Source organism: Arthrobacter sp. 260 (assembly GCF_013116745.1).
Lineage (GTDB): Bacteria > Actinomycetota > Actinomycetes > Actinomycetales > Micrococcaceae > Arthrobacter_D.
Genome location: NZ_JABFOE010000012.1, coordinates 73763 through 93673 on the forward strand (window position 1 = coordinate 73763; position 19911 = coordinate 93673).

A 19911-nucleotide genomic window follows, 5' to 3' on the forward strand; every position below is an offset into this window, starting at 1 on the left:
GCCTCCTTTCGTGCAGCCCGATGGTTCATCCGCAGAGTTATGCAAGTTCCTTCGTAATGCGCTTTCGCCCCGGCAGTTCGAGAACAAGCATGGACACGATCACCAACATCATTCCGGCAATGCCCCAAGAGGTCTGCCGCTCCCCTAATACGAGTATTGACAACAGGATTCCGAATACCGGCACAAGAAGAGTCCAGGCCGAGACCGCGTCCAGGCGGCAATGCCGCACCTCCGTAAACCAACCAAGGAATGCCGCAGCAGTTCCCACAAGGGATAGATACAGGAGGATGCCGATGAAACGCGCGCTCCAGTTGATGACTGGCGCCCCTTCCACCAGCCCTGCAATGAGGGCGAGTATGGCGCCCCCGATCAGGAAATGCCACCCAATCACCGGCAGAACATTTGCCTTTATCTGCCTCGAGATCAACGTTCCGGCAGTGATGGCCAGAGCCGCGGTGATAGACAGCCAGGCCCCGGTACCCGCACCGCTGGGCACGGCCACGGCCAATAGCCCAGTGAAGCCTACTCCTAGTGCGGCCAGCGTCCGCATAGAGACGCGTTCCTTGTATATCCACCAGGCCGGGAGCACTATGAACAGCGGCTGAGCATTGGCCAGCACCGAGGCCGCTCCGGTCGATAAGCCGATCAGTCCACCGAACATGGCGACGAACGCTACTGAGACGTTGATAACTGCCATCACAATGATCAAAGTCCAGGTCCGCGCTCCGCGCGGCATTGCCTCCCGCCTGAGACCTGCCACCAATAGGAGCGCCGCGCCTGCTATCAGCGCGCGCAACGCGGCGAACCACAGCAGCGGAGCGTCCTTCAGTCCAATGCTGATTGCCAGGAAGCAGGAGCCCCAGGCGAACGTGATGAGGAGCATGCGCAGCGGATTGGGTCGGCGCAACTGCGTGGACGGCGCGGACTCGCTCAAGATACGGGGCGTTTGTTCCGGCGCTTCGGGATGAAGGCAGGAACCTCTCTCGCATAATCGGCGTACTCTTCTCCAAATTCGGCGGACATCTCTTTTTCCTCGCGCTGGGCAAGGCGATGGTAGACGATTCCCAGGATGGGAAACATGACTAGGGTCAGGAGGGTAGGCCACTGCAGCAGGAAACCGAACATGATCGTCAGGAATCCCAGGTACTGCGGGTGGCGCAGGCGGGCGTAGATGCCGGTGACAGCCAGGCGGTGATCGGTCTGTGCCGCATAAAGGACCCGCCATGCCTGGTAAAGCAGGATGAAACCGGCCGCGATGAGCACGTTACTCAGCAGATGCAGGGGGTTCAGGTGAGGGTCGCCCTGCCAACCGAAGAGGTCCTGCCACAGGTGTCCGGAATTGTGGGTCAGGAGGTCCAGGCCTGGGAATTGGCTGCCCAGCCAGCCGGAGAGGAAGTAGATGGTTAGGGGGAAGCCGTACATCTCCGTGAACAGGGCAATTACGAAAGCGGAAAACCCGCCCAAGGCCCGCCAGTCCAGTCTCGTTCTCGGTTTAACGAAACTGAACGCAAAAATGATGAAAATTGCGGAGTTCAAGATAACCAAGAACCACATGTTGTACCCGTAATCAGGTGTCATTGCCCAACCTCTGTCCGGCAGTTTCATCGTGACTGCTGCCATGACCGCCGTGACTGCCGCCGTGACCGCCGTGACCGCCGAGGTGCATCACCAGCATCCCCACCACGAGCACGTAGGGCAGCGCGTCCAGCACATGCAGCCAGTGACTGGTCAGCAGGTAGATCACGGTGATGATAATCAGGACGGTGAGCCCGACGCGCAGATAGAGGGCCCTGTCGGCCTGGACAGGCTGGATGGGAGGCCGGGTCCCCGGCTCGTAGGTGGCTGGGTGCCCGTCATGGTTCATGACAGTCCTCCTGCTAGGGAGGGTGCGGCGTCTAGAAGAAAATCTTGCCGCATACCCAAGGTTGTGTCTGTTATCTGCATTGAGGCCACCGCGTCTGGGGCACTCCCGGTCAGGGCGCGGATGGCGTCGATGGTTTCAGGCACAACGATGGCCTCGTTGTAGACCTGATATGTCAGGTAGGCCTCGTCTCCTTCGACGGTGATGAGTTCCTCCCAAAGGGCTACCTCCCACATGTCCCCGCGCGGCCGGCCAATGTCCTTCATCAGCTCGATGGTCGAGTTCAGGGCGACCAGGCCGTCGGCCATCCGGATGAAGGCGATGCGCGGCGCAGCTCGCAGGGCCTGGACGACTTCTTCCCTGCTGGCTGTGCGGGTGAGTTGGAGGACCCAGTAATGGTTATGGGATTGAGTATGGGCGCCTTTGGCCGCGATCGTGACGAGGTCGAGATCGGGCAGTACTGTCCGGGCGTCGGGGCCCTGATGGGACGGAATTTTCGGTTCCGGCACCATGGTGTTCATGATGCCGCCCAAATGGGACTCCCAAGGATCGGTGGCGCGGCGAATGAGCACCCCTCTTGCCTTGAGTAAAAGCCCTGCGTCCTGCAAAGCGCCGAGCACGCGGACGATGCTCGTCGTATTACACGACACCACCCGAGTCATGTTCCGGCCCAAAGCGCTTTCATAGTTGGCCTGTGCGACAAAAGAATGCCCTGTCGTTTCATGGGACTCTCCGCCCTGTAGCACCACCTTCACACCGGCGGCCTGGTACCGGGGAAGGTTCCCGGCTGCAACATGCTTGGGTGTTGCGTCGATGATGACGTCCACCAGAGCGAGCAAATCGTCCAGATCTCCTGCCACAGCAAGACCAGCCCGTCCCATGGCTTCGTGCGCCTCGTCAGTTGCCGCGTACAGGGCGAAGCGCCCCGCTGCGGCCTGAATCCGCCAGTCGGTGATGACATCGGCGACACCGACCAGTTCCATATCGGGCTGCAACAGGACCGCGTCCGCTACCCGTTTGCCGATGACACCGTATCCGTTGACTGCCACTCTGGTTCTACTCATTGGAATTCTCTTCCCATTCGCGATTGTGTTGTGTCCGTCATGCTTGGACGCGGACCCGACATTCCGGGTCCGCGCGGCGTCAAGGAAAACGTCACTTCTTCCCCGCCTGCGAGCTGAGCATGCTGTCCTGTGATGCCGCCGGTATCGGTATCGGTACCGAGAGTGCCGGTGCCGGAAGATGTGCCAGTGCCAGTGCCAGTGCCAGTGCGGATGCCGATATGGATAGGGCGGGCGCTGCACGGCTGCAGCCGGATCGACAGGGTTTCCGCATTGAGCGTCACGTCGATTCGGTGGCCGCGGTATTGCACCTGGAATTTGATCTTGCCCAGGTGGGCGGGCAGCCGGGGAGAAAAGGTCAGCGCGTTCGCTTCCGTTCGCAGCCCAGCAAAGGCCCGGAGCACGATGTCGACTGTTCCAGACATCGCTCCCAGGTGGATCCCCTCGCGTGTAGTACCGCCCTGGGTATCGTCAAGATCAGCCATCAGGGCTTCACGGAAAACGGACCAGGCCCGGGTTTCGTCCACCCGGGACAGTACGGAGGCATGCACGACGCGGCTGAGTGTGGAACCGTCGGCGGTGCGGCAAAGGTAGTACTGGACTGTGCGCTCCAGATCTTGTTCGGTGATCTGGTAGCCGAGCCGGTGTAGTTGGTTGATGACGTCGGCGGGTCCCAACAGGTAGACCAGCATCAGAACGTCCGCCTGCTTGGCCAACTTGTATCGGTTCGTCGTATCATTTTCGGCTTCGAGGATCAGATCCAGCCGACCGATGTTGCCGTACTGCGCCCGGTAGCGGGGCCAGTCCAGTTCCAGAAGGTCTTCGTAGCCGTCGAACTGGCTCACAATTCCGTCGGCGTGAAAGGGGATCGCGAGTCGGTCTGCAAGCCGGGACCACCGGCTGATCTCCTCTACGGTGAGGCCCAACCGGTCCGCGAGGTCATCACCAGGATGACCGGTTAGTTCATTCAGTACATCGGCGGCGCGGTCGCACAGCCAGGACACCAGCACGTTGGTGTAGGCGTTATCTCGCAGACCGGTCCCGGATGCTCCCGGATATCCGTCGTGGTACTCATCGGGCCCCATCACCCCGGTGATGTGGTAACGGTCTGTGGACGGATCCCGGTTCGCCAGTGAGGCGAACATCCTGGTGACTTCGATAATCAGTTCCGCGCCGCGGGCCACCAGCCAGTCGCGGTCGCCCGTAGCCTGGAAGTGCTGCCAGGCGTTGTACGCGACGGCAAGTCCGACGTGGCGCTGGCAGCTGGAGTAATCCGGCATCCACCGGGCTGAGCGGGCGTTGTAGAGCTGGCGCGGTGTCTCCTCCCGTCCGTCGCTGCCGCTCTGCCACGGGAAGAGCGCCCCGTCGAGGCCTTGAGCGCGGGCGGCGGCCCGGGCAGCATCCAGCCTGCGCCACCGGTACTCCAGCAAGGCACCGCTGACCTGCGGGAGCCGGAGCCCGATGACGGGAAAGACGAACACTTCGTCCCAGAAGACGTGCCCTCGGTAGCCCTCGCCGTGCAGCCCCCTGGCCGGTACTCCTACGTCCAGAGCGGCGGTATGGGCGGAAATTGTCTGCAGCAGGTGGAAGACATGCAGGTTCACGATCAGCTGGGACTGCCGGTCACCGTCCAAAGTGACACTGAACCGGTCCCACAGGCGCCGCCAGGCCGCCTCATGGTCCCTTAGTAGTGCGGCGAACCCGCCGTCATTGCGGGAAAGCTCGTCAAGAGCTGCGGTCCCGGGAGAGGAGATGGCACCGTCCCGGGAAGTCACCACGGCCGCGGTCTTGACCATCGTGACCGGCTGCCCGTCGATCAAATGAAGGTCGAACCGCTGCCAATGCTGACCGCCGCCACCGGCGTCCTGCGGCGTCACTGCCGAAACCTCATCGATCACGGTCTGGACGGCGAGGGCAATGCCGATCCGGCTCTGGCTGGTTCGTGTCTGGCAGAGGACCGTAGCGCTGTCCGTCTCGGTGAATGTCGTATCCGCAAGATGTTGCGTGCTTGCGTAGTTGTGGACGTTGCTGTTCACCACGCTTGCATCGATGCCCGCCCGGATGCTTACCGCACCGCTGAAACCGCGGGCCGTCAGGATCGTCTCCAGCGCAGCCACGTGGGGATTGTGCATCGAAACCAGCCGCCGTTGAACGACGGTGAGCTGTTCCCCGTCCAGCCCTGTCAACGTGGCGCGGCGCGTCAATACGCCGTGCTTAAGATCGAGCTCGCTTCGCTCATCCGAAACGGCCATTTCCCCGGTTGACCACCACGGGCCGACGCCGATGCGCACATCGGTCGGCAACCAGCTGGGAACGTTGACCAGATGTTCTTCTTCCAACTCCCGGCCGTGGCTGATGCCGACCGCCCGGTTGTAGACCCCGGCGAGGTAGGCACCGGGGTAATGCACTCCGTCGGATCCGCGCTCCGGGCGGGCTCCGCGCGTTGCCATGTACCCGTTTCCCAGGGCCGTCAACGCCTCGCGATGCCCCTCGTGCGCCGAATCGAAGCCTTCGTAAACCATGAGCCACGGATCGGTGTGGGAGGCGCCGAGATCGAGCTCCGAGACATCGCCGAGGACGGTGTCAGCACCGGCGAGTTCGAGTTGTTCCCGATTTCCCGTCCGGTCGATGCCGACCACCAGTGCGAAGTCTCCGCGGCGTCCGGCCTGCACACCGGCTACCGCGTCTTCGACCACGGCAGCACGCTGAGGTGGTACGCCGAGCTGGCGGGCGGCCTCGAGGAACATTGAGGGATCAGGTTTGCCGGGCAGATTCTTGTCCGCGGCGACCTGCCCGTCGATGATCACATCAAACTCGGCCTCAAGCCCGGCAGCCTTGAGCATGGCACGGGAATTACGGCTGGCGGTGACGAGACCGACCGGGATACCTCCTGCGCGCAGGCGCTTAAGCAGTGCAATGGTTCCCGGGTAGGCAGTGATCCCGTTACGGTGGACGGCTTCGAGGAATAACTGGTTCTTACGGGCGCCAAGGCCCTGAACCGACCATTCATCAGGCCCGTCGTCCGACTTTCCGCCAGGAATTTCGATGCCTCGCGAGGCAAGGAACGCGGCCACCCCGTCCTCACGTTGGCGGCCGTCGACATAGCGCCGATAATCCGCATCCTCGTCGAATGGCTCCGTCCCCCAACGCCCTTCCAGCCGAGAATCCTGAAGAACCTCATCAAAAAGCTGCTTCCAGGCTGCCGCGTGCACACTGGCCGTCTGTGTGACCACTCCGTCCATGTCGAACAAAACCGCGCCGTAGGGCAGTGCGGTGCCGTGCACGGCCTGATGATGTGCACGCAGGTCGCCGACGTGACTGACCTGGCTCATGCTAGACAGGTTCCTGAAGCGGTTCGTTCGACAGCTTGTTGGTAGGACCCGGAGCCCCAGACCACTGCCAGTTCCTGATTTCAGGCATGTCTTCGCCGTGGGTGCGGATGTACTGGCGGTGCTCGATGAGCTTGTTTTTGAGTTCATCGCGCGTATGCGCTGCAATGTCCTTCAACCGCGGAATGTGGTCGATGGCATCAATAGCTAGGCTGAACCGATCGATACCGTTGAGTACACACATGTCGAACGGGGTGGTCGTGGTTCCTTCCTCCTTGTAACCGCGGACGTGGAAGTTGTGGTGGTTCGTGCGCCTATAAGTGAGCCGGTGTATGAGCCACGGGTAGCCGTGGTAGGCGAAGAGTACGGGCTTGTCGGTCGTGAACAGGGCATCGAAGTCCCGCCCCGACAGGCCATGGGAGTGCTCTGTCTCGTCCTGCAGGCGCATCAGGTCGACAACATTCACGACCCGAATCTTCAGGTCGGGAAAGCGGGCGCGCAGTATGTCGACGGCGGCGAGGGTTTCCATCGTCGGAACGTCCCCGGCGCAGCCCATCACAATGTCCGGTTCGGTATCTGTGTCGGTGCTGGCCCAATCCCAGATGCCGATGCCTTTGATGCAGTGCTCGATGGCGGAATCCATGTCCAGATACTGCAGTTGGGGCTGCTTGCCGGCGACGATGACATTGACATACTGGCGGCTACGCAGGCAGTGGTCGGCGACGGACAGAAGTGTGTTCGCGTCCGGTGGCAGGTAGACGCGGATGACGTCGGCCTTTTTGTTGATCACATGGTCAATGAAGCCGGGGTCCTGGTGGGAAAATCCGTTATTGTCCTGCCGCCACACATGGGAGGTCAGCAGGTAGTTCAGGGAGGCGACCGGCTTGCGCCACGGGATGTCGTTGGTGGTGGTGAGCCACTTGGCATGCTGATTGAACATGGAGTCAACGATGTGAACGAACGCCTCGTAGCAGGAGAAGAAACCGTGCCGACCGGACAGCAGGTAGCCTTCCAGCCAGCCCTGGCAGGTGTGTTCGGAAAGGATTTCCATGACCCGTCCGTCGCGGGCGAGATGGTCATCCTCCGGAACGGTTTGGGCGTTCCAGGCCCGGTCGGTCGCTTCCAGTACTGCTCCCAGACGGTTGGAGTTGTTCTCATCGGGGGCGAACACCCGGAAGTTGTCCATATTCGATGCCATGACGTCCCGCAGGAACGTGCCAAGGACCCGGGTGGATTCCACTGCCCCGGTACCGGGCTCCGCGACCGAGACCGCATAGTCGGCGAAGGCCGGCATGCGCAGGTCGCGCAGCAACAGCCCTCCGTTTGCGTGCGGGTTGGCGCTCATGCGCCGCTCCCCCATCGGATGCAGCCCGCTAATGGCCGGCACGGGTGCTCCGGTCTCGTCGAAAAGTTCTTCCGGGCGGTAGCTGCGCAACCATTGCTCGAGTACGGCCCGATGGCTGTCGTTCTCGCGGGCATGAGTGAAGGGCACTTGGTGCGAACGCCAACTCCCCTCAACCTTTAGTCCATCGACCTCCGCCGGTCCCGTCCAGCCCTTGGGAGAGCGTAGGACGATCATCGGCCAGCGGGGCCGTTCTGTCACTCCCTCCTCGCGGGCCCGGCGCTTGATCTCCCGGATTTCGTTCAGGCAGGTATCCAGGGTCGCGGCGAAGTCCTGATGCATCTGTTCAGGGTCGGAGCCTGCCACGTAATACGGGGTATGGCCATAACCGCGCAACAGATCGTCCAGTTCGTCCCGGTCGATCCGGTCCAGGACGGTTGGGTTGGCGATTTTGAAGCCATTCAGGTGCAGGATCGGCAGCACAGTGCCATCCCGGACCGGGTCAACAAACTTATTTGAATGCCAGCTAGCGGCCAACGGACCCGTTTCTGCTTCCCCGTCGCCGATCACGGCCGCCACGATGAGGTCCGGGTTATCGAATGCTGCGCCGTAGGCGTGGGAGAGAGCGTATCCGAGCTCCCCGCCTTCGTGGATAGAGCCCGGTGTCTGTGGTGCCACATGGCTGGGAATACCGCCGGGGAAGGAGAACTGGCGGAACAACCGTTTCATGCCGGGGAGGTCCTGGGAAATGTCCGGGTAAGTGTCGCTGTAGGTGCCTTCCAGCCAAGCAGCTGCCACCGGACCCGGCCCACCATGACCAGGTCCCATGATGTACATCATGTCTAGATCCCGTTCCATGATGGCCCGACTCAGATGCGCGTAGATGAAATTCAGCCCAGGAGTTGTTCCCCAGTGGCCAAGCAATCTCGGCTTGATGTGCTCAGGCAGCAGCGGCTCACGCAGCAACGGGTTATCCATCAGATAGATCTGCCCGACGGAAAGATAGTTAGCCGCCCGCCACCAAGCGTGAATGCGGTCGAGCTGCTCAAGGTTGAGGACGGGTTCCAGCGTGGCAGTTGGGTGGTAGTCGTTCATAGGTCTTCTACCTTTCAAGGCATGAGGATGGGGATGCGAAGTGCTGCGGTGTTTTATCGGACGCCGCTTGGCTCCGGAACCGCCTCGGCTTTCTTCGCGCTGCCGGTCATCTCCCCGGGCTCGGGTAGCCGAAGACGCTTGAGTAGCAAAGCATTGACGGCCACGATGACGCTGGAGCCTGACATCGAGATCGCGGCGATCTCCGGGCTGAGCATGATCCCGAAAGCGGGGTAGAAAACTCCGGCAGCTATCGGCAGGGCAATAACGTTGTAACCGATGGCCCAGCTGAGGTTCTGGCGCATTTTGCGCACAGTGCCCTTACCGATACGCAACGCGATAGGGACGTCCAGCGGATCCGAGCGCATCAGCACGACGTCAGCGGTTTCGATGGCCACATCGGTGCCGGCACCGATGGCGATGCCCAGATCGGCCTGCGCCAGCGCAGGGGCGTCATTGACGCCGTCACCAACCATCGCAACCCGTTTGCCAGCCTTCTGCAGCTCGGCTACCTTCGCGGACTTATCCTCGGGCAGCACTTCCGCAATGACGGTGTCGATGCCGAGCTGTGCGGCGATACGTTTCGCGGTCGCCTCGTTGTCGCCGGTGAGCATTACTACCTCGATGCCAGCTTCATGCATGGCGGCCACGGCGGGGGCAGCAGTTTCGCGTGCGGCGTCGGCCAGGGCGATGACGCCGACGGCCTTGCCGTCCACGGCCACCAGGACCGCCGTACGGCCCGTGGAGGCGAGAGTTTCGCGCTGTTCGGCCACCGGTGCGATATCGATGCCTTCGGTGACCATGAGTTTGCGGTTGCCAACAAAAACTTGCCGGCCATCAACGGTCGCCCCAGCACCGTGTCCGGGCACATTCCGGAAGGCGGTCGCAGTTTTTGACGCCACCCCGCGGGCTACTGCATAATTGACGACCGCACCGGCCAAGGGATGCTCGGATTCCCGTTCGACGGCGGCGACCAAAGCCAGTAGCTCGTTCTTGTCCATGCCGAGGGCAATGAAGTCCGTAACTTCCGGTTCACCCTTGGTTAGGGTGCCGGTCTTATCTATCACCACCGTGTCGATACGGGCGGCGGTTTCCAAAGCAGTCGCGTTCTTGAACAGGACACCGCGTTTAGCGCCGAGGCCGGTGCCGACCATGATTGCCGTCGGAGTGGCCAATCCCAAAGCGTCGGGGCAGGTGATGACAACGACGGTGATCGCGAAGAGGATGGCTTGCGCAACACTGGCACCAGCCAACCACCAGGCCAAGAATGTTGCGCTGCCCCCAATCAGGGCAACCAGGACCAGCCAGAATGCCGCCCGGTCCGCTAGGCGCTGACCGGGTGCTTTGGAGTTCTGGGCTTCCTGCACGAGGGCGACGATTTGCGCCAGCGCAGTATCGGCACCGACTTTGGTGGCCCGAACACGCAGTGTGCCGGTGGTGTTCACGGAGGCACCGATCACGTTCGAGCCCGCAGACTTAGCGACAGGCAGACTCTCACCGGTGACCATGGACTCATCGATGTCAGACTCGCCGTTCTCCACCACTCCATCGGTGGGGATCTTCGATCCCGGTCGCACCAGCATCAGGTCTCCCGGCATGACCTCAGCGGTAGGCACCTCAACAGGCTCCCCGTCCCGGATGACCATTGCCTTGGAGGGAGCAAGCTCAAGCAGGGTCCGGACAGCGTCATTGGCCCCGCCACGTGCCCGCATCTCGAACCAATGACCCAGCAGGACGAAGGTGGCCAGCACGGTGGCGGCTTCGTAGAAAACCTCACCGCCGCCAGCCAGAGTGACAACAAGACTGTAAAGCCAACCGGCTCCCACGCCGACAGCAACCAGGACCATCATGTCCAGTGTTCGGGCCTTTAACGCCCGGTAAGCGCCGTCGAAGAAAATTCCTGCAGAGTAAAAGATCACCGGCAAGGACAGGATCAGGGCGACGATGTCGTCGCGCAGCCCAAATGGGGCCGGAACAGTGAACCCGAGAACCTCGCGGCCGATGGGGGAGAACAGTGTGATCGGTACCGAGAGGATGGCCGCGATCAGGAACCGGTTGCGCATATCGCGGATCATCGATTCCATCGACATTCCGTGGCCGCCGTGACCGCCGTGGCCCATGACTTCCTGCGCATCCCGGGCCACGGGCTCGCCGTGACCGGCATGAGTTTCAGCACCAGCATGGCCAACATGGGTCTCGGAATTGGTATGGCCCGGCATCGCTGATTCCTTCAGCGCGGTCTGCCCACCACCTGGATGGTCTTCCTGGGCGTGGTGGTTTCCGGTCGCACCGTGGTGAGCATGTTCCGGCGTGCTAGAGCCTCCGTCATGCATCGGGTCACAAACGTGGTCCGGCACTGATTGGCCCGAGCAGTGGTAGCCGCAGTCGCGCACCCACTCGGTCAGATGAGCAATGGAAGTCAGGCCGGGGTCAAAGGTAACGTTCGCGGTCTGTGAGACCGGATTCACTTCCACACTCAGCACACCCGGCCGGCGGGACAGGGTCGCTTCCGCCACCGACTTCGACGAGGCCCAATGGACACCCGCCACCTCCATGACCGCAGTTTGTGTCTTCTCATTCATGCCGCGTGTTCCTTTCGCGCATTCGACAGATGATCGTTCCTGTGGCGAAGCTCAGATGTAAGGATCAGGATCGGGAGCCCACGTTCAGGGGCCCGACTCGGCCCTGCAGAACAGCAATCCGGCTGCGATACTCGGCTTCGTCAATTTCACCGGCAGCAAACCGCTCGGCCAGCACATCATCAGCCGTCCGCGACACGGTCAGTTGTCCGCTACGTCCGACGGAATCACCAACGGAGCGCGAGAACAAAACGATGCCGGTGATGACAGCCCCCCAGAAGAGCACGAAAGTGGATCCCATCAGGATGTAGCCCCACAGCCCCATGTCACCGTTCCAATACATCATGGCCACTCCTCCTCGATATCGACCTGCTTGGTAGAAGGATTCAATCTCCTCGCACCTCCACTATGGTCTTGCGTGTGTCACAGCAACAGTGTCTTTGGTCCCGGCACACACTCCACATCTGAGCTCCCGCTAGAGCGTCACCTCGTGGCCGATCACCGTGGACGAATCAGCCAGATCAATACCGAGCGCAGGGCCCTGTTATGGAGGGGTGACTTGTCCGGGAACTTACAGGTATGACATGTACAGTCAACGCATTAACGTCCGGATGAGGATCGACCCGGTCTGCCAAATCCAAGCGTCAACGAACACCCGGGACCTCCATCCATTTGTCCGCTGGCGCTCCTTTAGATGAACTGTCTGCGAATGCCCCCCGGACGCGCCGCTTGGAGGAGTGGTCCCAGCCCAACGGCGGCTTGACTCGCTAGCGCTATCGCCGCGGTTGCACTGTCGCTGCTTCACCCTCAGCAATGGATAGGCAATCTGTTAGATGAACCCCTGGCTCGCAGCTCTGGTCTCCCTAGGAATTATTGCGGTCCTAGGATCAGTGGCTTTTCTCATCGACTACCGTCAGGACCGATTGAATGGATGAAGGAACAGACCTATTCGGATCGTCGTTAGGACCGACGCCTACGGTGCGTGCCATCACGGATGTGAGCACAGCAGGGCACGATCAGCTAGGAGATAAAATCTCGCTAAGCAGCCGATTACTGTTCCGAGCACCGAACGAGCGCGCTCATATATAGCGGTACTTTTGCCTTCGGTGGCTATCGGGGTTATCTTCTACTTCGCGATGCGGGCCATTTTTGGCGATGGTCGGGCCGAACGTGAAGCTCAGGCCTCGGCGGAACGAGAGAGTTTCAGGCTAAGGATCTCGATACGTCTCCGGATATCTCGCTTCCCCGACCAAAGGTGAGACCCGGTCGAAGTAAAACCGGTTGCGGTCGATTGCCCGACGGCATCCCCAAAGTTCATGTCAGCTAAAGACCGCAAGTATTTTCCCGTGTGGCTATGAAAATAGGTCCCTATCCGGGTGTGCGTGCGGCAGGCAAAGGAGTTCGGGGCGATCTCGTGGGGTATGGCCGTCATAGATGCACTTCTTGAAAGGCCCGTTTGGGGCCATGAGCATCCTCATATGAGGATCAGCGTGGTTCAGCCACCAAGCGCTCAGCCCTAGTGCTCCTTCAATGCGCAGGTATTCCCAAGCCCGCCAGATGGTTTCGACGCGAGAGAGCGCTTCAACGTGTTTGTACCACTGAGGGCACCACACGAACTCAGAGCCGCCGTTGACCTCACGGACGTAGGACGGGCCGAGGACATCGGTGAAGAACTCCAGCGGGTTCGCATAAACCAGTTCCGCCGGTTCATCGTCGGTAGCCGGCCTTTCTTCATCGACCTCAGGGTCACCGCCGAAACCATCATCGAACTCACTGCCGAACTCACTCACGAGTCTTTGTCTCCCTCATTGAGAACCGGCGGAGCCACTGGGCCGCGCTCCACCTGGCCGTGAGAGGCCAGCGAGGCGTTGACCTTCTCAGCATGATGCCCGTTCATCCAGGGAATGGTTTCAATCATTGTGGCCGGGGCGCCCGAGGCCAACAGCACCGCCCGGAAACGCGGCAACGAAGTCAGATCCGCCACAGAGAGAATTTCGTCCTTGTTCTCCTGCCGAGAGCTGGAGCGCCCGGACTTCCCCGAGCTGCGCGAAACGTTGATATAGCTGTACTGTCCGATCAGCCGGGACAGCTCATCAAGGTACTGGACTTCGGAGACACCGCCGCCGTATATCTTCACGTTCGACGCCGACCAGAGTTTGCGCATCCCTTCCACGTTCCAGACCTCCACACCCTGTGACCAGGACTGCAAAATGGTCATGAGGATAATTCCACGGGAACCGTAGTGGCTGTACTGGTCGGGCAGGTTCTTCCACCGGCAGACGTTCGCCGCTTCATCGAGAACACCGAGCAGAGGCCTCTTTAGCCGCCCCCCAGGCTGAGAGGTTGCATAGGCTTCTGCCGCTTCCACCACTGCCACTGTCAGAGCGGTCACCAGCGGCCCAGCAGTGCCTTCCCCTTCACGGGAAAGGCTGTAGAGGGTGCCGCTGCCACGGACGAACATATCGGGTTCAAACTCAGGACGTCGCGGACCAGGCCCCGGCGTGATCCACCTTCCAACGTTGCGGTCAGTGAGGGACGAAACCATTTCCAAAGCCGTCCCGAACACACCGGCACGCTGCTTTTCCGGCTCCCGCAGCCGGGCTACCACCGTATCGGAGAGCATTTCGTAGTCATGCTCCCGCAGAATATGGGCGGGCCGGTCATCGGCTTGTTTGGTCAGCCAAGTGTAAACCTGTGTAATCGGCTTTTCATCCAGCGCAGCGGCCAGCAGGTACGCCTTAAGCAGGTTCCGGCCAGCAGTATCGAAGTAGGCATCTGGTTTAGCGCCTGGCTCCCGAGATCCAGCAGAGAAGTGGGTTGCCAGTTTCGCGGCGGTCGCTTCATCTTTGACGTAGCTCAGTGGATTCCACCACCAGGTCGGTTGTTCCTCAGCAACACCCTGAGGATCGAACACCCACACGTCGCCAACTGCACTCCGCAACGAGCGAGTCACATCAACAATGTCTCGCTTATTTGACGTTGCTATGACAGCACCAGGTGCCTCCAAAATCGCCGGTACAGCGTAGGACGTGGTTTTCATCGTCCGAGGCCCAGCAATAAGAATCAGCATGTCCTCCCAGGACGCCCACATAGGCCGTTTCCCGGCCACTGTGCGCCCCAGCGGGACGCCAACAGAATCGACGACTCCGAGCCGATCAGCGGTAGCTTTCGCGCCTTTAGTGGACAAGTGGTTCAGATCCTTGCCTCGGCCCATGTGAACGGCAGCTTTATCAACCCGAGTCTTGTTCTTCCCGGAACGAGTCGCCAGCAAAGCCACCATCACGCCGAGGATCACCACGAGCACACCAATACCCACAGCGATAAACGTTGCCTGTACTGGCCAGGGGATCTCCTGCTTGAAAAGGCTGGCTAACAGCTCTATCGGATGAGCCGGCGGCGCAGCGATACCGGCTATGGACGATCCCAAGTGAGCGGACACCCACGCACCACCCAGTAGCGCAGCAGCCAGGCCCATGACCGAGAACAAAAGAATGCCCTCGGTATAGCTCCCAGACGTACCTTTACGGTTCGGTGCACTCATACCGAATCCCCTGACGGTGAGACTTCCTTTGTAGGTGTGAAGGTTTTTCCATTGTTCAAGAAGGCGTGCAGGTAGAGCGCACCTGCAGCGGCAGCACTGATACCAATAGCGGGAATCGGGGGAACGTAGATGATTATCGACGGCAGAAAGAGGAGCAAGAGGCTAACGGTGCCAACAACACCAAGATCTTCTTTGCGGATCTTCTGATCTGCCGCTAGCCAGAAACCTATACACCCCAAGATCGCAAGCGCGAAGTAGAGGCCAATGATTGTGTAGGGGACTTCCTCTCCGATTGTTTCTGAGACCAGTGCCTCCCCTTCTTTTCCACAGACATGCACAAAGAACTGTGAGAGCCCGGAAGGTATGAACGCGGCAAACCCGGCTACATAAGCGCCGAAGGATAGATACTGGATCCTGACGCGCACCTTATTTGGTTTGTTTGGGGGCATGGTGATTCTCCTGCCGTAGAGCTTTCGCATGAGCGCAGCTCCTAGTCCCACCACAATCACTAAGAGACCCGTGTAGACGAATCTTCCGAAGGATGGGGATTTCATGCTGGTTCTCCTGCTGTTGGTGGGGCTACTGATGGTGCTGCCATGAGGGATTCGCCCTCTGGTGCGTCATGCCAGCGCTTATTCGTGTCGTTGAGCAGTGCCTCAGTTTTCGTCAGTCCAATGTGGACGGGGATGCCGGGACGTCCACCTACTTTAATGAGGAACTTTCCCCGCCCGGGCGGTTCAACGTCGATGCCGCGTGAGTCCCACGCGGGCGGGTCTTGCCAGGACACGAGTTTCTGCTGTTCTTGCCGGGAGAGTGGAATCGCTTTGGTTAGCAACGCCATTTCTGAGGCGGGTAAGCCACCACAGATGACCATGCCCGAGCGCTCCACGAACCCTTGGGCTTTCATCCGATCTTCTTCCGCAGGCAGGGCCAGCAGGTCGCTCATGGTGTGGGAGATCATCACTTGTCCCACACCGACAGAGCGGTTCAAGCGGGTGAGTGCGTCTACCCGGTCCACCATGCCTTTACCGGCCCGCAGCGCCCGCCACAGCTCATCCAGAACCACGAAGTAGTGACGGCACGGCTCCAAGCCTGCGTCCGCGAGAGCGTTCGCGACGTTGACGGTACCGAAGCCGTAGGACCAGCACGCCAGCAGCACAGCGGCTTGGAGATCCGTTTCTGTTTCGTCGATGGAGGACACATCGAACACCACAGCCCGGTCACGCTGCATTGGGTTAGTGGTGTGCTGGGAGAAGATCTCGCCGAGCTTGCCGCCACCGGTGAGGCCTAGCAGGGTTGCTTCCAGCGCCCGCGTTTCAGCCTGGTAAACCTCCCAGTCGCCACGGTCGAGAGCGACTTGGCGCAGCTCATCCGGCCCAGTTTGGATGACTTCGAGCAGATCCCCCAGAATCGGGACACCTTCAAAGTGCTCATCGAGCCACCGCAATCCACGGTCGAGAATTGTTTGTTCCTGATCGGTCGGCGGCTGATTCCGGCTGATCGTAATGAGCGCGACGACCATGTTGAGGCGCCGCCCGTGAGCGTCAGCCCGGACCCGCACGGCAGCTTCCTCGTGGCCTTGGCCTTCGAGGAGCTGCGCGACTTCAATAGCTTGCCCGGGGTCGAGGATGTTCAAGTATCCGCGGCCTCGGCCGAGAGAGATTACTTGCCCGCCGGCAGCTTTCACCAGGTCAACGTGTTCGCCCTTCAAATCCCCGAGAACCAAGGGGTTAGTGCCCTGTCCGGCGAGGCCGAGCATCATCCGGCGGACCAGCGTGGACTTCCCCAGCCCCGGCTTGCCGAGGATGAACGCTGATGGGTTAGAGATCAGTCCGGCCCGCTGGAACCAGCTGATCGGATCGCAGCAGACCGTGGCCTGGGTTTCTTCATGCCGCCCGATCGGGACACCGATCATGGGTGAGGACGTGCCTGATGAGAACGGCCACAGCCCGCAGACCTGCACGGTGGTCCCCCGGTACTCGCGTACCGAGGGAACCAGGGCCGCAGCGCCGCCGCCACGGCCACGCCAACCACGAGCGCCGGGTATCTTTTCCCGGATGACCGTGGGTTTCTTTTCCTTCTTTGTTTTCGGCTCTACTGGGGCCGTGTGGGTTCTGCTTTTTTGGACCTTCATGCGCGCCATTTAGAGCGCCTCCCTGATTTCTGAGGGCAACAGGACGTGCTTAGGCAGTACCAACCCAATCGGCAGGGACGCAGCGAACGCCGTATCTTGGCTTCCGTAAGCACGGCGCAACAGCAGCCGCGCTGCACCGGAGGTTTGTTCAATCGCGGCCACCGCATCCGGTAGCCGGTCCTGACCGTTGACCGTGGCCGTGACGACCAGGCCGAAGTTCACCAGCCCGGCCCCTTGGGCTTCTTCCGACGCGGTTTGAGCAGCTGACCGGGCATCGACTAGGGCACGAGCTGAGGGCCGGTTCCCGGAGGTAATGCGAACGTTGGCATTGTTCTGATCGCGTTCGACCAGCTGCGCGGCGCGCGCTGAGTCCATTGGACGGTAGAGCAGGGTCACTCGTTTACGGTCCACATCACCATGCGGGGCCAGGAGTTTAGAGAGCACGTCGGCGTGGACAGATCCACGCGGGGCACACGTCATCGTCCACGACGCCGAGTAAGCGCCTTCGTGGCGGTAGCTGTCCCAGTTTGTTTGTGCACCAGAGGGGCCGACCTCGTCCCAGGTGAGTTCTACCGGGTGCCCGGCTGCGTGAGCCTCGTCAATGACCAGGGCGGCGGGAGGATCGTAGGCGACCCGGACGACCTCGCAGAGTTCCTGTGCAGCCATGGGCCGGGCAATGCCTGCGCCGGTGGATTGGAGTCGCTGAGACAGTCCAGGGAGGCGTGAGGCGAGATCTTTGGCGACTTCCTCAGGTTCGCGTTTCCGAGAACCGGAGCGCATGTTGGCGTTGAAGGTGAGAGTGATCCACGCCCGAACCGTGGCGGAGCCTTCCGGGTAGGTTCGGATGACCTCGCGCAGCATTTCTTTGGCAATCTCTGGCGCGTTCTCGTCAATGTTCATTTCGACTTCATTGCGCAGCCGGTACCCCGAATCGGGGGCCGTCTCAATGGTCACGGAGGCCGCTTCAATGCCGGCCTCATCACCCAACGCGGAGATCCAGCCGCCCCAGTTCGACACCCAGGCGTCTACCTGTTCAGGATCGACCAGTGAAGCGCCGTCCGGTTCGGTGGAAAAGATCACTGTGTAGTGGCTGGTGGTCGGCATATGGAGCATGGCGAATGGGCGATTGTAGGAGTCCTGAAACTCGTACAGCCGCGACTTCGCGGCAATGCCGGGCAGTTGGAACATGCCCCATGCGGTGACGCCGAGAGGCCCGGAACGGTAAAGGTTTGTACCCTTGCGGCGGGAGCGTTTGAACGCCGCCCGACCGCCAGCCCGGTCTACCACTGTCATGCCGTGCTTGTCCTTGATGGTGAGCAAGAGCAGGCCGATGCCAAAGACGCCCATCACGCCGAGGCCGACAAAGAGGTTCCAGATAGCGAAGGAAATGATGCCAAAAACCAGGCCGACAAGGATCAGGCCAGTGCCGATAGCACCGAAGTTCCCTAGCCCGGCTGAGCGGGGAACCCGCCAGTTTCCGTAGGTCGGTTGCTTGTAATCACTGACTGTTGCTGCCACTTGGACCATCCCCTGCTGCTTCCTCTGACACCTGTTTTACTGCCTGTACGCCCTTGGACGCGGGTGCGACCGCCGCACCGGCAGCCGCACCCGCCGGGCCTGCCGCAGCGCCAACCCTCGCGCCCGCTGCTGCACCGGAAGCGCCGCCACCGACTGCCGCCCCACCGCCGCTAGCGGCTGCACCGCCCCCGGAAGGACCACCAGCTGGGGAACCGCTGCTGCCCCCGCTAGATGCTGGAGCGCCGCCTCCACCGCCGGCTGCTTTATTTGCGCCGCTAGAGGCTGCTGCTGCCAGAGCTGGGACGCCCCCGGTTGCGCTACCGGCTTTACCGCCGCCGGTTGCTCCAGGAGTAGGCGCAGCTCCACCGGAACTGTTACCCGAGGTCGAGCTGCCCGAGGGAGAGGACTTGCTGCCACCGCCCCCGCCACCGCTGCCAGAACCGCCGCCTGAACTGCTGCTAGCTGGGGTGGGAGAAGCACTGCCGCTCCCACGTCCTGCTGCACCCAGTGATCTAGCGCCGGAAGGCATAGCGGCCATGGCCGCTGCACCCGCTCCCGCCGCCATGCCGCCACCGCCGCCGCTAGCGACCGCTCCCACCATGGGAGTCACGAACCGCAGCAAAGCTGGTAGGGCGAACAACGCGACTACCATCAGCGCGAGGCCGGTAATGGAGTTCAAAATGCCCGTAAAACCGGACATTTCGCCGCCGCTGACTAGGCGGAAAGCTACCGCGTACACAATGGCCGCAGCAGGTTTGTAGAGGATGAAAGCAAGAGTCCAGGCAATGGTTTTCTGGAACCACTGCTTGCCCATTTCGGTATTGGTGAAAGCTGCTGTAGTCGGCAAGATCCCGGCCAACACCACGAGCATTCCGCTCCGGACGACCATCAAAACGATTTGTACTATCGAAGTGACGATCCCGATCAGACCCAAGATGATCACCATGAAAATGGCGGTATCTGCTTGCCCGGTGATCAACATTCCTTGAATAGCGTTAGCGAAACCGTCCCCATCTGTGGCCTGGTCGATAATCCACGACGAGAAGCCGTCCGAGGCAATGATGAGGAACGCGATCACGGCCAAACCCATGCCTGAAACAAGGGTCAAAGTCAGCAGCGAGCGGACCAGCTCACGAACGTGTGAACCACGCTGTTCCCAGACTATGCGGGTACCACCGACGATGACACCGAGAACGGCTAGGGCAGCGGTCCAGTACCAAAGACCACTTTGTAGGAAAGCGACGGTAGGTGAGGCACTGCCATCGGCCATGGTGAGATTGCTGGTTGGCATGTCCACCCAAAAGGTAGCCAGCGTTAGGACGATCTGCGCCATTGCATCGGAGATAGCCGCCGCGAGATCTTCAATCGCTCCGCCAACTGCTCCGCCGACAAAATCACCGACGCCCTCACGAAGCTTGCAGGGCCCGTCCCACCATGCGCACTCTTCTTCCATC

Annotated in this window: 14 protein-coding genes; all 14 read right to left on the minus strand. The window is 61.0% G+C overall.

All coding sequences use genetic code 11. The features are described 5' to 3' along the window. Positions 1-37 precede the first annotated feature (37 nt). The 14 genes from HMI57_RS13795 to HMI57_RS13860 all read right to left on the minus strand — a co-directional run bounded on the left by HMI57_RS13795 (position 38) and on the right by HMI57_RS13860 (position 19910). Positions 38-934, minus strand: a complete 897-nt coding sequence (locus HMI57_RS13795; RefSeq protein WP_216607488.1) for a DMT family transporter — start codon at positions 932-934, stop codon at positions 38-40. Then, the gene (locus HMI57_RS13800; protein WP_171586580.1) at positions 931-1578 is read right to left on the minus strand and encodes an isoprenylcysteine carboxylmethyltransferase family protein; all 648 of its coding nucleotides are present in this window, start codon (positions 1576-1578) and stop codon (positions 931-933) included. The genes HMI57_RS13795 and HMI57_RS13800 overlap by 4 nt, the downstream gene beginning before the upstream one ends. After that, positions 1568-1864, minus strand: coding sequence for a DUF2933 domain-containing protein (locus HMI57_RS13805; RefSeq protein ID WP_171586581.1), 297 nt, complete (start codon positions 1862-1864; stop codon positions 1568-1570). Before HMI57_RS13805 ends, HMI57_RS13800 begins: the two co-directional genes overlap by 11 nt. Continuing rightward, positions 1861-2925 carry a type II glyceraldehyde-3-phosphate dehydrogenase gene (locus tag HMI57_RS13810; RefSeq protein ID WP_171586582.1) on the minus strand — a complete coding sequence of 355 codons (1065 nt, stop codon included), beginning with the start codon at positions 2923-2925 and terminating at the stop codon, positions 1861-1863. The genes HMI57_RS13805 and HMI57_RS13810 overlap by 4 nt, the downstream gene beginning before the upstream one ends. After that, a complete protein-coding gene (locus tag HMI57_RS13815; protein WP_171586583.1) occupies positions 2922-6254 on the minus strand; it encodes a beta-phosphoglucomutase family hydrolase in 3333 nt (1110 codons plus the stop codon). The genes HMI57_RS13810 and HMI57_RS13815 overlap by 4 nt, the downstream gene beginning before the upstream one ends. 1 nt (position 6255) lies before the next feature. Next, complete coding sequence (locus HMI57_RS13820; protein WP_171586584.1) at positions 6256-8688, minus strand: phosphoketolase family protein; 2433 nt, start codon at positions 8686-8688, stop codon at positions 6256-6258. Positions 8689-8741: 53 nt separating this feature from the next. After that, positions 8742-11267, minus strand: a complete 2526-nt coding sequence (locus HMI57_RS13825) for a heavy metal translocating P-type ATPase (RefSeq protein WP_171586585.1) — start codon at positions 11265-11267, stop codon at positions 8742-8744. A 64-nt stretch (positions 11268-11331) separates the two neighbouring features. Beyond that, a complete protein-coding gene (locus HMI57_RS13830; protein WP_171586586.1) occupies positions 11332-11610 on the minus strand; it encodes a hypothetical protein in 279 nt (92 codons plus the stop codon). 1006 nt (positions 11611-12616) lie between these two features. Continuing rightward, positions 12617-13054: a DUF4913 domain-containing protein gene (locus HMI57_RS13835; protein ID WP_216607490.1), complete on the minus strand. Its 438-nt coding sequence runs from the start codon at positions 13052-13054 to the stop codon at positions 12617-12619. After that, complete coding sequence (locus HMI57_RS13840; protein WP_171586587.1) at positions 13051-14805, minus strand: TraM recognition domain-containing protein; 1755 nt, start codon at positions 14803-14805, stop codon at positions 13051-13053. The genes HMI57_RS13835 and HMI57_RS13840 overlap by 4 nt, the downstream gene beginning before the upstream one ends. Next, positions 14802-15359 (minus strand): hypothetical protein, encoded by a 558-nt coding sequence (locus tag HMI57_RS13845; RefSeq protein WP_171586588.1) that lies wholly within the window; start codon positions 15357-15359, stop codon positions 14802-14804. The genes HMI57_RS13840 and HMI57_RS13845 overlap by 4 nt, the downstream gene beginning before the upstream one ends. Then, entirely contained in the window at positions 15356-16948 is a 1593-nt protein-coding gene (locus HMI57_RS13850; protein ID WP_171586589.1) for a DUF87 domain-containing protein, read from the minus strand. The genes HMI57_RS13845 and HMI57_RS13850 overlap by 4 nt, the downstream gene beginning before the upstream one ends. After that, the gene (locus HMI57_RS13855) at positions 16949-18457 is read right to left on the minus strand and encodes an SCO6880 family protein (protein ID WP_171586590.1); all 1509 of its coding nucleotides are present in this window, start codon (positions 18455-18457) and stop codon (positions 16949-16951) included. Next, a complete protein-coding gene (locus HMI57_RS13860; RefSeq protein WP_171586591.1) occupies positions 18438-19910 on the minus strand; it encodes a hypothetical protein in 1473 nt (490 codons plus the stop codon). The genes HMI57_RS13855 and HMI57_RS13860 overlap by 20 nt, the downstream gene beginning before the upstream one ends. Position 19911: the final 1 nt, after the last annotated feature.

Coding starts and splice junctions, on each gene's coding strand:
- HMI57_RS13805 (WP_171586581.1), bottom strand. CDS start 1,864: ATGAACCATGACGGGCACCCAGCCACCTACGAGCCGGGGACCCGGCCT.
- HMI57_RS13840 (WP_171586587.1), bottom strand. CDS start 14,805: ATGAGTGCACCGAACCGTAAAGGTACGTCTGGGAGCTATACCGAGGGC.
- HMI57_RS13850 (WP_171586589.1), bottom strand. CDS start 16,948: ATGGCGCGCATGAAGGTCCAAAAAAGCAGAACCCACACGGCCCCAGTA.
- HMI57_RS13810 (WP_171586582.1), bottom strand. CDS start 2,925: ATGAGTAGAACCAGAGTGGCAGTCAACGGATACGGTGTCATCGGCAAA.
- HMI57_RS13845 (WP_171586588.1), bottom strand. CDS start 15,359: ATGAAATCCCCATCCTTCGGAAGATTCGTCTACACGGGTCTCTTAGTG.
- HMI57_RS13825 (WP_171586585.1), bottom strand. CDS start 11,267: ATGAATGAGAAGACACAAACTGCGGTCATGGAGGTGGCGGGTGTCCAT.
- HMI57_RS13860 (WP_171586591.1), bottom strand. CDS start 19,910: ATGGAAGAAGAGTGCGCATGGTGGGACGGGCCCTGCAAGCTTCGTGAG.
- HMI57_RS13800 (WP_171586580.1), bottom strand. CDS start 1,578: ATGACACCTGATTACGGGTACAACATGTGGTTCTTGGTTATCTTGAAC.
- HMI57_RS13815 (WP_171586583.1), bottom strand. CDS start 6,254: ATGAGCCAGGTCAGTCACGTCGGCGACCTGCGTGCACATCATCAGGCC.
- HMI57_RS13820 (WP_171586584.1), bottom strand. CDS start 8,688: ATGAACGACTACCACCCAACTGCCACGCTGGAACCCGTCCTCAACCTT.
- HMI57_RS13830 (WP_171586586.1), bottom strand. CDS start 11,610: ATGATGTATTGGAACGGTGACATGGGGCTGTGGGGCTACATCCTGATG.